We start from the raw sequence: 16284 nt of genomic DNA on the forward strand, positions 1-16284 counted from the left end.
CTTGAGCGCAAGTCACAATCCGTCATTCGTGGTGACGCGTTTCGCGCCCTCCCCGACCGGTTTCCTCCATATCGGCAACGCCCGCACCGGCCTGTTTTCCTGGCTTTTCGCTCGCCATCACGGCGGCCAGGCGCTGCTGCGCGTCGAAGACACCGACAAGGCCCGCTCGACCCAGGCCGCGATCGACGTAATTCTCGATGGTTTGCAGTGGCTTGGCCTCGATTGGGACGGACCGGCCCATTTCCAGTCGGAGTTCGAGCCGCGCCACGCCGAGGTTGCGCACCAATTGATCGAGCGCGGGGCAGCCTATCGTTGCTATCTGACGCCGGAGGAATTGAAGGCGCGGCGCGACAAGGCGCAGGCCGAACGGAGGCCGTTCCGGCTGGTGAGCGAATGGCGCGATCGTAGCGAAGCGGGACCCGAAGGCGTGCCGTCGGTCATCCGCTTGAAAGCGCCGCGCGAGGGCGAGACGGTGATCGAGGATCTGGTCCAGGGCCGGGTCGCGGTTGCCAACGCCGAGCTCGACGATTTCGTGCTGCTGCGCTCGGACGGCAGCCCGACCTACATGCTGGCGGTGGTCGTCGACGACCATGACATGGGGGTGACCCACATCATCCGCGGCGACGACCATTTGAACAACGCCTTCCGACAGCTGGCGATTATCCGCGCGATGGGCTGGCCCGAGCCGACCTACGCCCACATCCCGCTGATCCACGGGCCCGACGGCGCCAAGCTTTCCAAGCGCCACGGCGCGCTCGGGGTCCACGACTATCGCGACATGGGCATCTTGCCCGAGGCGCTGTTCAATTATTTGCTGCGTTTGGGCTGGGGCCACGGCGACGACGAAATCATCTCAAAGGACCAGGCCATTGCCTGGTTCGATCTCGATCATGTCGGCAAGTCGCCGTCGCGCTTTGACATGAAGAAATTGGAGAGTCTCAACGCGCATTACATTCGTGAAGCGGACAATGAGCGGCTGGCCAAGCTGGTTGCCGGGCAGCTCGATCTGACCAAAGCCGACTCCGATATGCTGGAGCGAGCCATGCCCGAGCTGAAGTCGCGCGCGCATGACCTCAACCAGCTGGCCGAGGGTGCGCGGTTCCTGTTTGCCAAACGCCCGCTGGCCATCGACGAAGGCGCGGCGGCGCTGCTGACTGCGGATAGCCGACCTTTGCTCCGGGCCGCCCACGACGCTCTCGGCAAGGTTGCCGCCTGGGAGCATGATCGGCTCGAGGAAGCCGTGCGCTTGGTCGCCGAACAGGCCGACGTGAAACTCGGCAAGCTCGCCCAGCCGCTCCGCGCCGCGCTGACCGGCCGCAGCACCAGCCCGGGAATTTTTGACGTTCTGGTCTTGCTCGGGCAGGGCGAAAGCCTCGCCCGAATTGCCGACCAGATGGTGGAGCCGAACGCATGACCGACAAGACGCTGACGATGAAATTCGATGGCGGCGACGTGACCTATCCGATTTTCGAAGGCTCGGTCGGGCCTGAAGTAATCGATATCCGCAAGCTTTACGGCGACACTGGCAAGTTCACCTACGATCCCGGCTTCACGTCGACCGCCAGTTGCCAGAGCGCGATCACCTTCATCGACGGCGAGAAGGGCATTCTCCTCCACCGCGGCTACCCGATCGACCAACTGGCCGAGAATTCGACGTTCATGGAAGTCGCTTTTTTGCTGCTCCACGGGGAGCTGCCGAAACAGGCCGAACTAGTCGATTTCACTTACACCATTTCGCGCCACACCATGTTGCACGAGCAGCTCGCGACCTTTTATCGCGGTTTCCGCCGCGACGCGCACCCGATGGCGGTAATGTGCGGCGTGGTTGGCGCGCTGTCGGCTTTCTATCACGACTCGACCGACATCACCGATCCGCTGCAGCGGATGATCGCGTCGCACCGGCTGATCGCCAAGATGCCGACGATCGCGGCGATGGCCTACAAATATACCATCGGCCAGCCGTTCCTCTTTCCAGACAACAGCCTGACCTACACCGGCAATTTCCTCCGGATGACGTTCGGTGTCCCGGCCGAGCCCTATGAGGTCAATCCAGTGATCGAGCGGGCGATGCGGCGGATTTTCATCCTCCACGCCGACCATGAGCAGAATGCTTCGACCTCGACCGTGCGGCTGGCGGGCTCATCGGGCGCTAATCCGTTCGCCTGCATCGCGGCGGGCATCGCTTGCCTGTGGGGGCCAGCCCATGGCGGCGCTAACGAAGCGGCACTCAACATGCTGCGCGAAATCGGCAATGTGAAGAACATCCCGGCCTATATCGCCCGGGCCAAGGACAAGGACGACCCGTTCCGGCTGATGGGCTTTGGCCACCGGGTCTACAAGAATTACGACCCCCGCGCGAAGGTCATGAAAGCGACCGCCGACGAGGTGCTGAAGGAGCTCAACATCTCCGATCCGGTGCTCGACGTCGCGCTCGAGCTCGAACGGATCGCGCTCAGCGATGACTATTTCATCGAGAAGAAGCTGTACCCGAACGTCGATTTCTATTCGGGCGTGATCTTGAACGCGATCGGCTTCCCGAGCGACATGTTCACCGCTTTGTTCGCGCTGGCCCGAACCGTGGGCTGGGTTGCGCAGTGGAACGAGATGATTTCCGATCCCGAACAAAAGATCGGCCGTCCGCGCCAACTATACACCGGCGCGACCCAGCGCGATTACGTGCCGGTGGCCAAAAGGTAAGTCGCTGCAAACGTTTCAATTCAACCGCGCCATCGCCCGCTTGCCGGCCGATACGGTCGACGACGGGCTTAGCGCCAGCGGCGGCAGGCCGACATATGACGGAGTTTTAGCCGAACATGCCGCTTATGTGAGCGCGCTGCGAACGGCGAGCATCACGGTGATCGTCCTTCCGCCTCTGGCAGAATTTCCCGACTCATTGTTTGTCGAAGACCCAGCGTTGGTCTTTACCGAAGGCGCAATTCTGCTTCGTCCGGGCGCGCCGAGTCGGGTCGCCGAAGCCGGCGCGCTTGCCCCGACCTTGCACGAACACTTCGATGTCGTGCTCGACCTGCCGTCCGGTCATGCCGACGGCGGCGACGTTCTGGTCACCGGCAAGGGAGTAATGATCGGCCTGTCCGACCGCACCGACCAAGCCGGCGCCGAAGCGCTCGCCGGCTGCCTTGCCAGGTTCGGCCGCTTGTCCACGATCGTCGAGACACCTGACGATGTGCTGCATCTGAAATCGGCTTGCTCATTGCTCGATGAGGATACTGTGCTCTCCACCCCGGCCTTGGCCGCAACGGGGATCTTCGACGGCTTCCGGCAGGTCATGACACCCGATGGCGAAGACGCCGCGGCCAATGCCCTGCGAGTCAACGATGTGGTGCTGGTCGGGGCCGGTTTTCCGAAGACAATCGCACTGCTCGGCCAGCTTGGCTATGCGGTGATGGCTCTCCCGACGTCCGAAATCGGCAAGATTGACGCCGGCCTGTCGTGCATGTCGCTGCGCTGGTGGTCAGCCTGACGGCAACGACAGCGTGAACCGCGCGCCCTTGGCCGGCGCGCTATCCAGACTGATATCGCCGCCCATCGACCGGGCCAGCCGGCGCGAAATGGCGAGGCCAAGCCCGGTGCCGCCTTCGTCGCTATTGGCCCGCTCGAAGCGCTCAAAGATGCGTTGCTGGTCGGCCGGGGCAATGCCCGCTCCGTGGTCGGAGACAATCACCGATGCGACGTTCTCCGTGCTTGCAAAGCGCAGCGTCACGGCGCCGCCGGCGGGGGAATGGCGGACGGCGTTGCCGATCAGATTGACCAGGATCTGGATCACCGCGCGCTCTTCGCCATTGGCCGGCAGGGCCTGGTTCGGCTCGAGTTCGATACGGACGCCGCGCGTTTCGGCGGTCGGCGCGATCAGCACCGCCGCCTCGGCGGCAAGCGTGGCGAGATCGACCGTGCGATGCCCTTGCCCCGGCTCCTCGCTGATTGAATGAATGACCGACAGCAAATGGCGCGCCGCGGACGAGATATCGCTGGCGTAGGCGGCATAATCGTTGCGCAACGGCCCATCGGACCGGTCGGCAATGCGCTCGGCGGCATCGATGATTCGGTCAAGCGGCGAGCGCAGCGCCTCGTTGAGCGCCTGGTCGATCGCCAGCGGCTGCGGCACCGGCTGGGCGCCGCCGTCGTCGCTCGACAGTGCCCGGCCGGAAAAACCAGCGAAACTTCCGTCGGCGCCGAACATTACTTCGCCGCTCAACGACAGGATCACCCCCGGGTCGCCGTTCCTCGCCCGCGCGGGCTGGCCGGCAAAGCCGTGGCGTGCCGCCAGCGCGGCGACCAGCGGCAATTCGCCCGCGTCATTTTCCTCCAGCCGAAAGATGCGCATCAGCGGCCGGCCGATCAGCTCGGACGCGTCGGCGCCCAGTTTGTCCGCCAGCGAGGCAGAAACCGACGTCAGTTGCATATCCTCGTCCGCCGACCATTCGCCGGGCTCCGGCGCGGGGCGCGACTCGCTGTCGCCGCCGAGCAGGGTTGCCAGCCGCGCCGAGGCGGCGGGCCGCACCGTCCACCCTTCCAGGGTCAGCGACACTTCATCGCCTTCGGGAATCGCCCGTACCCAAAGATCCACGTCCAGGTTGGCTCCCGCTGCTACCGCCGGCCGCGACACGGGGATGCCGAGTTTGCGCGCCAGCCTGGCGACCGCGGCGACTTGCGGCAGCGCTAGCGTCGCGCCGATGCTGGAGCCCGCCTCCATTTGCAGCGTCGCAAGTTCGGCGTCGGCCGCGATCAGGCGCCCGGCGCGATCGACTCGGCCCATGATTGGCCGTGGTTCAGAAGGTGCGCTGGCCATGGTCCTGTCCCAACGCGCCAAGCGCGGTGCGATAGCAAGGGTCGAGGCGTAGCCACTCGCGCGTGGATTCGACCTCTTCCTTGGTGATGGCATCAAACCGGGCAATCGCGCGGCCCGCGTCGGCGATTTCGAGCAAGTCGCCCGGCCCGGCAAGCAAGCGCGCGGCGAGTTCGCGCGAAGCGCTGGCCATCCGCAGCAACAGCATCAGCGAATCACCGTCGCCGCCGAGCAGCAGGTTGAAAGCATCTTCGCCGGCAATCGCGGCCCGGCGTGCCAGAGCTTCGGCGACCAGCACCGCTTCGCCGTCCGCCGCCGCCGCCGAGACCAGATCTTCGTCCAGCCGCCCCTGCTCGTCGAGCAAGCGAACCAGCATCGCCGCCAGCGCTTCGAGCCGTTTGTCTTCGTCGTGCCGCGCCAAAAGCGCCGTGCTGGCCGCCGCCAGCTGGCGATCCGCGGCCTGCTTGTCGATTGAGACCAGCAAACGCCCGCGCAGGCCGGCGCTGACAATCTGGGTCAGGTCGACCGCCGTCTCCGCCGGCAAATCGTCAAATTCAACGCGGGCCTGGCCAAACCGGTCACGCCGCCGACCTCGCGCCAGGATCAGCGACATTGCCGCCGCCGAAATTGCGGCGCTTTCATCGCTGACCAGGGTTTGCAGCAAACGCCCGTCACGGCCGCCATTGCGCACCCGGACCGCGGTCGTAATCTGCTCCTCGTCGGCCCGGCGCAGCAGGAGCTCGATCAATTTGGGCTGGTTGAGCAAGCCGGCGGCACTCAGCTCGGCGACCAGCTCGCTATTATCCTCATCATTGGCCACCGCCGAGCTTGCCGGCAGCGATGCCCGCAGCTCGTCAGCGATGTCCGACACCAGCCCATGGAGCATGGCCGTCATCACGGCCCGTTCCTGTTCGTTCAGCCGTTGTGCGGGATTGAGAAAGAAATCGAGACGTACCGTGGACAAGCGATCTCGGCCCGCGGGTCGCGGGTTGACCGTCCGGTCGGCTGCCGGGGCAGCAATCGGCCATTCTTCGGGTGCCATCACATAACCGTTATCGGGCGTCAGTTAACGCCAGGTCAATCGGCTGTGATCCGATGGTGCCAATGTTGGACAATGAAAAATGAGACGGTGGCGTAGAGCGCAAGCGCTGAAAGACCCAACGCCCAGTTGCTCGCCAGCGCGAACGGAATCATGGTCAGGATCGCATTGCGCCACGAAAACAGCCACAATTGGCCCGCGACTTCGTCATGACCTTGCTCAATCCGTGCCGCTTCGGCGAAGGCGGCGACGACCAGGGCGGTGATCAACGCTCCCCAACCACTGCTGTGAAAGGTTAGGCGCCAGCCGAGTGCAAGCAGCGCCAAACCGGCCGCCGGCCACAACAGGCGCCGGCTAAGCAATCGCGGCGGCAACGGCCGCAACCGCAGGGTCGCCAGGCGCCCTGCAACCAGGTCCAGTGGCGTGGCGACGATCAGCAGGCCCAGCGCCGGCCACAGCCAGCCGCGCGTGAAGGCAAACGCCGCCGCGACGATCAGCGTCAGCGCGGTCCAGATCAGCCATTGCGGACGAACCGGCGTTTCCAGCAGCCGCTCGGTGGCGAATTCCTCGATTACGGGCAGGGCATACCGGCTCGCCCAGTCGCGCCTTATGCCGCGCGACGAGGCAATCAGGCCGCGTTCGAAACCGGCCAGCTGATCGGCGCTGTCGGCCAGCAAGGGTTCCCCAGGCGGTGACACGCGCACCCGCAGCGCGCCATCCTGCAAGGCTCTTCGGAGCAGCGTTGATTGCAGATCCCAGTCGCCGAGCATCGCCGCGGTGGCGCCCAAGGTGCGGCCATCGACCAGTGCAACGCCGGCCCAGCGGCTGGTCGCGTCGATCCGTTCGAATGCCTCATGCGGCTCATCGTCGGGAACGGTCGCGATCGCCGGTTCGGGCTCTTCGGCCAATTGGGCGAGCAACTCGGCCGGAGCTGCGACACCATCACCGACCAGGAGGATCAGCGAACCGGCTTCGAATCGACTCGCGGCTTCATTGCTGTCGCTCACTGGAATCACCGACAGTCCGTCAACGCGCAACCGTTCGAGGGCTTCGTGCAACGCCGGTGGCACCCGTTCGACCAGCACGACAATCGGCGCCGCGCCGGCCGCCGCAACGCAGCGCGCCTGATATTCGATCAAAGTCCGCCCGGCGAGCGGCAGCAAGGCGCGCAGCTCGCCCGCGTCGTTCTCCTGATAGGCTCCGATCAGCGCGCCGACCGCCATCCCCGCTCCGTTTTTTCCCAACTCTTGCGACCGTCTCACTATAAGGCGATCGCCGACCCTCTCTAATCGCTTTCTTGCTGAGACAAAGGTGGTAAACTGGCTATTGCCATGAACCCACGCACCCAGCACGCCGAACTTCCGCCTGCCGAGAATTCACCGGCCGCGGAAGACCGTTCGTTCATCGAATCGAGTGCGGACTTCGACCCGCTCGAACTCGGCGTGGAGCAGATCCAGTGGAGCGAACCTGAGCCTGATTGGGCGGCAAGAGCGGCGGGTAGCCGGCAAGTCCTCGGCAGCGCGCTCACCATTCTTGCGGCTTTGTGGATGGCATATAGCGCCTGGTCCGCCGGCCGTACCCTCGCCGGACAGCCGCTGTCTTCTCCACAGATCGCCCAATGGGTCGCCATCGCCGCCGGCCCGCTGGCCCTGCTGGGCCTCGTCTGGATCATGTTCGGCCGCACCCGGCGCCGCGAAGCCGAGCGTTTCACCCGCTCGGTCATCGCCATGCGCGCCGAGACGCAATCGCTGGAGGCGCTGCTCGAGGTGCTTTCTCAGCGAATCGAGGACAGCCAGGCATCGCTGACCGGCATGGCCGAACGGCTGATGCGACTGGGCGACGAGACTACCGGTCGGTTCGACGGCATCAGCCGCGAATTGAATTCTTCCTCCGAACGGCTGAGCCGCAGCGGCGAGGCCGTCGATCGAGCGGCCGAATCGGCGCGTAACGACATGGCCGTGCTGATCGGCGACCTGCCCCAAGCCGAAGCGACGACCCGCGCCATTGCCGGACAACTGCGCGGCATTAGCGTCGACTCAACTGCGCGCACCGCCGATCTTGGGCAGCAAGTCACCGCCCTTAGCGAACGCACTCGTGAGGCTGACGAGTTGGTCTCGGCAGCGGCGCAGCGGCTGGTCACGCATTTGACGCAAATCGAAAGCGCCGGCGCCGCGGCCGCGGCCCGCGTCGGCGAAGCGGAATCCTCGTTCTCGGGCGCGCTCGACACATTGCTCGACCGCACTGCCACGACCCTCGACGAAATTCGTGGCGGCATCGACACCCAATCCGCGTCCGTTACGGCGCTGGTCGAGCAGGCGTCGGCCGGCATCGGGCGGGCCGGCATCGAGGCTGCCGACGTCCTCGGCGCGAAGATTGGGCAAGCCAATGCGTCACTCGACGGATTGTCGGCCCAAGTCGCCGAGCAGGAGCGGGTTTCGCAGCGCATGTTCGCCGAAATCGACCGCGGCCTGACCCTGATCGGCGAACGCTTTGCCGAACTGTCGGCTCACGGCGACGATCGCGCCAATCACTTCCTCGGTTCGCTGTCCCGCGCCCGCACCGAGCTCGATGCGCTGGCCGAACAGGCTGGATCGCAAGATACCTCGATCGAAGCGCTGGCGACGCGCACGGCGGCGCTTCGCCAGGGCATCGACCAACTCACCAGCGAAATTCGCGACGGCCTTTCGAACGCCATCGGCGATGCCGAGAGCGGCGCCGAACGCGTGCTCAAAGCGGCCGAGACCGCCAGACCGGAAATTGGCTGGATGCGCGATGCGGCGGTCGAAGCCAGCACACAGATTGCCGCCAGCGGCACTGGAATCGCCGAGCAGGCTGACCGCTTCGCGGCGCTGCTGGCGTTGATCGACGACGGCGTCGGCACGTCCGAGGCGCGACTGACTGCGCTGACCACTGCGCTGGCCGAAGCCCAAGGCGAAGCGTCGCGCCTGACCGCCGAGACCGGACCCGCGCTGGTCGCCGCCTTGCTCCAGGTTCGCGAGGCCGCGAGCCATGCCGCCGAGCGGGCCCGCGAAGCGATCGAAGGCGTCATTCCGGAAAGCGCCGGCAAACTCTCCAAAGCGACCCGCGAGGCGCTCGAAACGGCGATCCGCGAAGGGGTCGAGGATCGCTTACGCGGCGTCGAGGCGATTGCGGCACGCGCGGTCGAGAGCGCCCGCGAAGCGTCGGACCGCCTGACCCAGCAGATGCTGACCCTTGGCCAAAGCAGTGCCGCGCTCGAGCAATATTTCGAGCAGGGGCAGGCCGACCAGCGCGAAAAGGATAGCGAAGCCTTCGCCCGCCGCGTGTCGCTGTTGATCGATTCGATGAATTCGGCCGCGATCGACGTCGGCAAGATTCTGTCGGACGAAATCGACGACAAAGCGTGGACGTCCTATTTGAAGGGCAATCGCGGCGTCTTCACTCGCCGCGCGGTCCGGCTCCTGGGCGGCAGCGAAACCAAGTCGATCAAGGCCTATTACGACGGCGATCCCGAATTCCAGGGGTCGGTCAATCGCTACGTCCACGACTTCGAGGCGATGCTTCGCCGCGTGCTCGCCGAGCGCGACGGCGGCATGATGGCCGTCACTCTGATGTCGTCGGACATGGGCAAACTCTACGCCGCGCTGGCGCAAGCGATCGAACGCCGCCGCTAGTTGTAGAAGTCGAGGTCTCCGGGCGTGATCCAGCCGTAGGTCCAATTGGCGTAATAAAACGCGAACACCACCAGCGCGATCAGCGCTGCACGCAGCAAATGGCGCGGCAAACTGAACCTGTGCGGCGCGCTGTCCGCCTGGCCCGGCACTTTCGCTGTCCCCGCTTCTTCGTCGGTGCGGACGCCGATCGACAGGGTCGCGAAGGCGGCGGTGACAAAGAACAGGAAATAAATGGCGACGATCGAACCGATCGTCATGCGCGGACTTCGAAGATAGTTACGTCTACCGTCGGCTTCTTGCCGGTCCACAAGGTCGCGCAGCGGCGGACCGCGAGCCGCACCGCCTCGCGCACGCGATCCGCGTCGGACTTGGGGTCATAGGCGCGCGTCGCGGCGTCGGTGGCGTCGGCGAGGAAATCGTCGCGGTCGACCTCGACCGGGACCCCGAACGGTCGCACCAAAGGTGCCCCGGCGAGCTTGCCGTCCGGCGTCACCGCAAGCGCCACGGTAATCAGCCCGTTGACCGCAATCCGGCGGCGTTCGCTGATCGTCGACCCGTCGGCGGGCAGGATCACATCGCCGTCCAGGACCAGCCGGCCGACGCGCACCTCGCCCAATTTGGCCGGCCCGTCGGGCGCCAGCCGGACGACATCGCCATTCCTTTGAACGATAGCCTTAGGCACGCCTTGGGCGACCGCGAACCGCGCCTGCTCGGCGAGGTGTCGGTCTTCGCCGTGGACCGGCACGATGATCTGGGGCCGCACCCAGTCGTACATCATTTTGAGCTCGGGCCGCCCCGGATGGCCCGACACATGGACGTGCGCCTGCTTCTCGGTGACGATCAGCGCTCCGAGGTCCGACAGCTGGTTCATGATCCGCCCGATCGCGACCTCGTTGCCGGGAATGATCCACGACGAGAAGATCACCGTGTCGCCAGTTACCAGCTTGAGCTCGTGGCTACCCGACGCGATCCGGCCCAGCGCCGCGCGCGGTTCGCCCTGCCCACCGGTGGCGACGACCAGCACTTGCTCGCGTGGCAGACGCATCGCCTCGTCGAAGCGCACCGGCTCGGGGAAATCCTTGAGGTAGCCGGTGGCCTGGGCGACCCTGAGGATGCGGTCGAGCGAGCGGCCGGCGACACACATTCGGCGCCCGGTCTCGGTCGCGACCCGGCCGATGGTCTGCAGCCGGGCGGCGTTGGACGCGAAGGTCGTCACCAGCACCCGCCCCTTGGCCTTGGCGACCTGCTCGGCCATGCCTTGGTGAACGCCTTCCTCAGAGCCAGAAGACTTATCCTGGAAGACGTTGGTCGAATCGCACACCAAGGCGAGGACGCCTTCGTCGCCGATCTTGGTCAGCACTTCGGGGCTCGATGATTCGCCCAGCACCGGCGTGGCATCGATTTTCCAGTCGCCGGTGTGAAACACGCGCCCGAACGGCGTCTCGATCAGCACCCCATTGCCTTCGGGGATCGAGTGCGACAGCGCCACGAAGCGGACCTTGAACGGCCCGAGCTCGACGCTGCCGTCGCGTTCGACGATGTTCAGTTTGACCTGGCCGGTCAGCCCCTCTTCCTCGAGCTTGCCGGCGATCAGGCCGGCGGTGAACGGCGTCGCATAAAGCGGCACTTTCAGGTCCGAGGACAAATAAGGCAGCGCGCCGATATGGTCCTCATGGCCGTGGGTGAGGATGATCCCGGCCAGGCGGTCCCGATGCTTTTCGATAAACTCGAGGTCGGGAAGAATGAGGTCGATTCCCGGGTAATCGGGGCCGGCGAAGGTCAGGCCGAGGTCGACCATCAGCCACTGGCCGCGGGTGCCGTAGAGATTGACGTTCATGCCGATCTCGCCCGACCCGCCGAGCGCCAGGAACAGCAGTTCTTCGCCCGGAATCATTCTTGGTCCAATGCCATCACTGACCGGTCGCGCTGTGGTGGAGCAGGCCGAGCCCCTGGATCGTCAAGTCAGGCTCGATGGCGTCGAACGCCTTGGTATGCTTGTCGAACAAGTCCGCGAGGCCACCCGTAGCGACCACCGTCACCGGTCGTCCGATCTCGGCCTTCATGCGCTCGACCAGCCCCTCGATCATCGCCACATAGCCCCAGTAGATGCCGATCAGCATCTGGCGCTCGGTCGTGCGGCCGACAACGCTGGTTTCTGCCGGCGCCTCAATCGCAATGCGTGGCAACATCGCTGCCGCGCTGACCAGCGCATCGAGCGACAAGTTGATCCCCGGGGCGATGATCCCGCCTTTGTAGGCGCCCGAGAAATCGACCACGTCGAACGTCGTTGCCGTGCCAAAGTCGATCAGGATGAGGTCGCCCTTATATTTCGCGTGGGCGGCGATCACGTTGAGCACCCGGTCCGCGCCGACGCTTTTGGGCTCCTCGACGTCGAGCGCGATCGGCCACGTCGCCGCGCCCTGCCCTGCAATCATGGGCTCGACATGGAAATATTTACTGGCGAGAACTTCGAGGTTGTGGAGCGCGCGGGGCACCACGGTGCCGATGATGACCGCGTCGACATCGGCCTTTGTAAAACCTTCAAGCTCGAGCAATTGATGGAGCCACACGGCATATTGATCGGCGGTTCGGCGCGGGTCGGTGGCGATCCGCCACCGCGCCTTGATCTCGCTATCCTGGAGCAGCGCGAAAACGAGATTGGTGTTCCCGGCGTCGATGGCGAGCAGCATGAGAGGCGTCCTAGCGCCTCTCTGCTCCCTTGGCGAGCGCTCCCGATTGCGCTCTCTGTTTTACTGATATAATACAGTCAAGCAGGGAGACGAAAAATGTTCAGGCTGATTCTCGGCGTCGTGTTGGCGATCGCAATCACGACCACATTCGATGCGACAGGCCTGACCAATTACAGCGCGATGCCGCTGATCCCCCTGTTCATCGTCTTCGCCAGGCTTGATCGGTTGACCCGACAAGAACTTGGGCTGCGCATCGCCCGTCCAGCCAATTATGGCCTGGCCCTCGCCCATCCGATCCTGGTTATGAGCGCGCTCGGCGCTTTGGCATTCTTCGCCGGTGCCATCGACCTCTCGCATTTCCAGATTGGTAAAGTGGTCGCCAATGTCGCGTTGCTGTCGGCCGTCACATTCGTCCTGGCGATTATCACCGAGGAGGGTTTCTTTCGCGGCTGGCTGTGGGGTGCGGCGCGTAAGCTCGGCATATCACCTTTGGGTACGCTGGGACTGACGACCGCGGCCTTCGTCGCCTGGCACATTTCGTTCGTTGCGCTTTCCGGCGAATTCCACTTTGGCGCCGCGGATGTGCCTTTGTTCTTCCTCAACGCGACCCTGATCGGTCTGGTCTGGGGCCTGCTGCGGCTGGGATCGGGGTCGATCATCGTATCGAGCGCTGCCCACGGCCTGTGGAACGGGCTGACCTATGTGTTGTTCGGCGTCGGCAGTGGCGTTGGCGCGCTAGGCATCCACAACGTCAGCCTGTTCGGACCCGAAGTTGGATTGCTCTCGGTCGCGCTCAACGCGGGCTTTGCCGCCATCCTGTTCTGGACGGTACGCGATCAAATGCAGGGCAGTGTCGCGGCCTCCCAGCCGAAGACCGAAGGTTTCACCGAAGACGCACCCTATCACGCACACATCTATTTCCTGTCGAATGCGCGGGAAGCCGCAGCTGCCTTGCGCGCGGAGTTTGACCGCGACACCCGAATCCTGTTCGTCGGACAGATGACCGAGGGCAAGGCGGGCCCGCATCCGATCCCGCAGTTCGAAATCCATTTCCTGCAGCAATCGTTAAATGCGGTCTTGGCCAAGATTGGCGCGTCCGGGCACCGCGCTCTGGTCCATCCGCTCACTGACGATGACATGGCGGACCACACCTCGCTCGCGACCTGGATCGGCGATCCCATTGATCTTGACCTGTCGACGCTCGATCCGCCGGGGAAGAACCAGGGCGTGCCGCGCTTCGGCAAAACCGACTTCTAGCTAGAGCGAAACGTCGCCGGCGCGGACGATCTCGACGCCGGCGTCGGTGCGCAGTCGCAATGCGCCATCGAGCTCAATGCCATCAAAGCGACCACTGACACTGTCGTGCGGGCTGGTGTGGACCGTCAGCGCCGCCCCAACCGGGTGGGCGCGGATCAGCCAGGCCTGGGCGAGCGCGGCCGGCTCGGCACTGCGCCACAGTGCCAGCAGCCGGGCAAAACTGGCGGCCAGCAGCGGGGCAAAACCATGGGGTGTCAGCGCGCCTTTGAGCGACGCCGCCTGCCGGCCGGGCAAAGTCGGCGCCGACGCGAGATTGACCCCGAAGCCGGCGACGATGCAATCGCCGCTGCGCTCGAGCAAAATTCCGGCCAACTTTTCGCCGCCGAGCAGCAAATCATTGGGCCATTTGAGCATCAGCGGCAGATCCGGCACGGCGACATCGACCGCCTCGATCAACGCCAGTCCCGCGGCGAGCGATAAGCTCGGCGCCGGCGGATCGCCGGACTGCAATTTCACGACGGTGCTGCCGAAGAAATTGCCCTTGGGGCTGATCCATTGGCGCCCTTGCCGCCCCTTGCCCGCCGTTTGTTCGCTTGCCACCAGCCAATCGCCCGCTGCCGCCTGGCCGTCGGCCAACAGGTCGGCATTGGTCGACCCGGTCCGCTCGACAATGCGAATACGGCTCAGAAAATCGACCCCGCGGCGCGGTCGGCGAAGCGGCCGAGCGGACCGATCAAGACATAGCCCAACGGCGAAACCAGCAACGCCGCCGCCAAAATGAGCATGCGCTCAATTGCCTGGTTCGGCCGGACCAGTTTCGACGGGCCATCCTCGAAATACATGATCTTGACGATGCGCAGATAATAATAAGTGCCGACCACCGTGCCGATTATGCCGGCCACGGCGAGCGTGACCAGCCCGGCGTCGACCGCCGCCCGGAACACCAGTAATTTGGGCCAGAAGCCGAGCAAGGGTGGCACCCCGGCGAGGCTGAACATGAAGATCGCCATTGCCGCCGCAAAGCCTGGTCGCGACTGCGACAGGCCCGACAGGCTGTCGAGGCTCTCCAGCGGCTGACCGTCCTTGCCCCGCATGCGCAACACGCACAGGAACGCGCCCAAGGTCATCACAACGTAGACGGCCATGTAGAACAGCACCGACGACGCGCCTTTGGGCCCACCGGCGGCCAACCCGATCAATGCGAAGCCGACATTGTTGATCGACGAATAAGCCAACAGCCGCTTGATGTTGGTCTGCCCCCAGGCGGCAACCGCGCCGAGGAAGATCGAGGCCAAGGCCGCGACGATGACAATCTGCCGCCAGGCATCGGTCGCCGGCCCCAGCGCTTCGAGGCAGACGCGGGTGGCGAGCAGCACGCCCGCGACCTTCGGCGCCGAAGCGAAGAACGCGGTGACCGGCGTGGGCGCGCCTTCGTAAACGTCGGGCGTCCACATGTGGAACGGCACCGCGCTGATCTTGAAGGCAAGGCCGGCGAGCAGGAACACCAGCCCGAACAGCAAGCCGATCGAGTGCGTGCCTTCGCGCGCGAACGCCGCCGCAATGCCCGGAAACGCCATCGTTCCGGTAAAGCCGTAGAGCAAGGAAATGCCATACAGCAGGATGCCGCTGGCGAGCGCGCCCAGGACAAAATATTTAAGGCCCGCCTCGGCGCTGCGTTCGTCGCCACGTCGGTAGGAGGCCAGCACGTAACTCGACAGGCTCATCAGCTCGAGCCCGACGTACAGCGTCATCAAGCTGGTCGCCGCAACCATCACCGCGCCACCGACCGCACTGAACAGGATCAGCACCGAATATTCGGAACCATGCTCGGTGCCGCGTTCGAACCAGCCGTGGGCGGCGATGATCGCCACGGCGGAGGCCAGGAAGATGATCACCTTGCCGAACGCGCCGAACGCATCCGCGGCGATCAGACCGCCAAACAGTGGCCCGGCGTTCGATGGCGCGCCGGTCAGCGCGAAAGTCGCGGCAATCAGCAGGGCAACCGCCGACCAGCTAGTGATTCCCAACCCACGCCGGCCAGCGAACGCGGCGACCATCATCAGCACCAGCGCGCCGACGGTCAGGATCAACTCCGGAAGGATGGGCAGCAGCCGGTTCATCAGTGCGCCGCCTCGGAAACATGAGCTTGCGGCTTGCCCGCGATGAACATTGAATCACCCTTGGGCGCGGCGTGCTGAATTCTCTCAACCAGCCGCCCGACGTCGGCGTGGATCGGCCTCAGGAAGCTTTCGGGATAGGCGCCCATCCACAACACCACGGCGGCGATCGGCGCCAGCAACCAATATTCGCGCGCCGACAGATCGGGCATCGCCGCTGCGTCGGCGTGGCGCAGAGTCCCGAATGCGATCCGCCAGTAGAGATAGAGCATATAGACCGCGCCCAGGATGATCCCGGTGGTGGCGACCACCGCCGCCCAGGTCGACATCTGGTAGGTCCCGACCAGGCTCAAAAATTCACCGACGAAGCCGCTGGTGCCGGGCAGGCCGACGCTGGCCATGGTGAACAGCATGAGCAGCAAAGCATAGCCCGGCATATTGTCCGAAAGCCCGCCGTAGCGGTCGATTTCGCGCGTGTGCAGCCGATCATAGACCACGCCGACGCACAGGAAGAGCGCGCCCGACACCAGGCCGTGGCTGAGCATGACGATCATCGCGCCTTCGATGCCCTGCACGTTGAACGCAAACAGCCCGAAGGTCACGAACGCCATGTGCGCGACCGACGAATAAGCGATCAGTTTCTTCATGTCGCGCTGCACCAGGGCGACCAGCGATGTGTAAACCACCGCGATGCCGCTCAGTGTGAACACGAACGGCACGAACA

The 16284-nt window shown here is 64.9% G+C and carries 14 protein-coding genes; 5 read left to right on the top strand and 9 right to left on the bottom strand.

Annotated features, from left to right (window positions below):
* Nucleotide 1: 1 nt before the first annotated feature.
* From gltX to RMO25_RS01280, 3 genes are read left to right on the top strand one after another with little or no spacing between them, the layout of a single operon-like run.
* The gene (gene gltX / locus RMO25_RS01270) at nt 2-1414 is read left to right on the top strand and encodes a glutamate--tRNA ligase (RefSeq protein WP_309660781.1); all 1413 of its coding nucleotides are present in this window, start codon (nt 2-4) and stop codon (nt 1412-1414) included.
* Nucleotides 1411-2697 (top strand): citrate synthase, encoded by a 1287-nt coding sequence (locus tag RMO25_RS01275; RefSeq protein ID WP_309660782.1) that lies wholly within the window; start codon nt 1411-1413, stop codon nt 2695-2697. Before gltX ends, RMO25_RS01275 begins: the two co-directional genes overlap by 4 nt.
* A 40-nt stretch (nt 2698-2737) precedes the next feature.
* Complete coding sequence (locus tag RMO25_RS01280; protein WP_309660783.1) at nt 2738-3481, top strand: arginine deiminase family protein; 744 nt, start codon at nt 2738-2740, stop codon at nt 3479-3481.
* Here the strand turns inward: RMO25_RS01280 and RMO25_RS01285 are convergent.
* The 3 genes from RMO25_RS01285 to RMO25_RS01295 are packed head-to-tail and all read right to left on the bottom strand — an operon-like array spanning nt 3473 to nt 7066.
* On the bottom strand, nt 3473-4807 hold the full coding sequence (locus RMO25_RS01285) for a HAMP domain-containing sensor histidine kinase (protein WP_309660784.1): 1335 nt from the start codon (nt 4805-4807) through the stop codon (nt 3473-3475). The genes RMO25_RS01280 and RMO25_RS01285 overlap by 9 nt on opposite strands.
* Nucleotides 4788-5846, bottom strand: a complete 1059-nt coding sequence (locus tag RMO25_RS01290; RefSeq protein WP_309660803.1) for a DUF2336 domain-containing protein — start codon at nt 5844-5846, stop codon at nt 4788-4790. Before RMO25_RS01290 ends, RMO25_RS01285 begins: the two co-directional genes overlap by 20 nt.
* A 35-nt stretch (nt 5847-5881) precedes the next feature.
* Entirely contained in the window at nt 5882-7066 is a 1185-nt protein-coding gene (locus RMO25_RS01295; RefSeq protein ID WP_309660785.1) for a hypothetical protein, read from the bottom strand.
* 108 nt (nt 7067-7174) lie between these two features.
* Here RMO25_RS01295 and RMO25_RS01300 point away from each other — a divergent pair, with 108 nt between their 5' ends.
* Nucleotides 7175-9496 (top strand): hypothetical protein, encoded by a 2322-nt coding sequence (locus RMO25_RS01300; protein WP_309660786.1) that lies wholly within the window; start codon nt 7175-7177, stop codon nt 9494-9496.
* Here RMO25_RS01300 and RMO25_RS01305 read toward each other — a convergent pair.
* From RMO25_RS01305 to RMO25_RS01315, 3 genes are read right to left on the bottom strand one after another with little or no spacing between them, the layout of a single operon-like run.
* Nucleotides 9493-9753, bottom strand: a complete 261-nt coding sequence (locus tag RMO25_RS01305) for a DUF1467 family protein (RefSeq protein ID WP_309660787.1) — start codon at nt 9751-9753, stop codon at nt 9493-9495. The genes RMO25_RS01300 and RMO25_RS01305 overlap by 4 nt on opposite strands.
* On the bottom strand, nt 9750-11390 hold the full coding sequence (locus RMO25_RS01310; RefSeq protein ID WP_309660788.1) for a ribonuclease J: 1641 nt from the start codon (nt 11388-11390) through the stop codon (nt 9750-9752). The genes RMO25_RS01305 and RMO25_RS01310 overlap by 4 nt, the downstream gene beginning before the upstream one ends.
* Nucleotides 11391-11406: 16 nt before the next feature.
* A complete protein-coding gene (locus RMO25_RS01315) occupies nt 11407-12186 on the bottom strand; it encodes a type III pantothenate kinase (protein WP_309660789.1) in 780 nt (259 codons plus the stop codon).
* A 96-nt stretch (nt 12187-12282) separates the two neighbouring features.
* Between RMO25_RS01315 and RMO25_RS01320 the strand changes: the two genes are divergently transcribed.
* Nucleotides 12283-13443, top strand: a complete 1161-nt coding sequence (locus RMO25_RS01320) for a DOPA 4,5-dioxygenase family protein (RefSeq protein ID WP_309660790.1) — start codon at nt 12283-12285, stop codon at nt 13441-13443.
* Here RMO25_RS01320 and RMO25_RS01325 read toward each other — a convergent pair whose 3' ends face one another.
* From RMO25_RS01325 to RMO25_RS01335, 3 genes are all read right to left on the bottom strand, one after another.
* The gene (locus tag RMO25_RS01325) at nt 13444-14130 is read right to left on the bottom strand and encodes a biotin--[acetyl-CoA-carboxylase] ligase (RefSeq protein ID WP_309660804.1); all 687 of its coding nucleotides are present in this window, start codon (nt 14128-14130) and stop codon (nt 13444-13446) included.
* The gene (gene nuoN / locus RMO25_RS01330; protein WP_309660791.1) at nt 14127-15563 is read right to left on the bottom strand and encodes an NADH-quinone oxidoreductase subunit NuoN; all 1437 of its coding nucleotides are present in this window, start codon (nt 15561-15563) and stop codon (nt 14127-14129) included. Before nuoN ends, RMO25_RS01325 begins: the two co-directional genes overlap by 4 nt.
* The coding region (locus tag RMO25_RS01335; protein ID WP_309660792.1) for an NADH-quinone oxidoreductase subunit M at nt 15563-16284 on the bottom strand (722 nt) is incomplete at its 5' end. The genes nuoN and RMO25_RS01335, both read right to left, overlap by 1 nt.

Source organism: Sphingomonas sp. (genome assembly GCF_031361285.1).
GTDB lineage: Bacteria > Pseudomonadota > Alphaproteobacteria > Sphingomonadales > Sphingomonadaceae > Sphingomicrobium.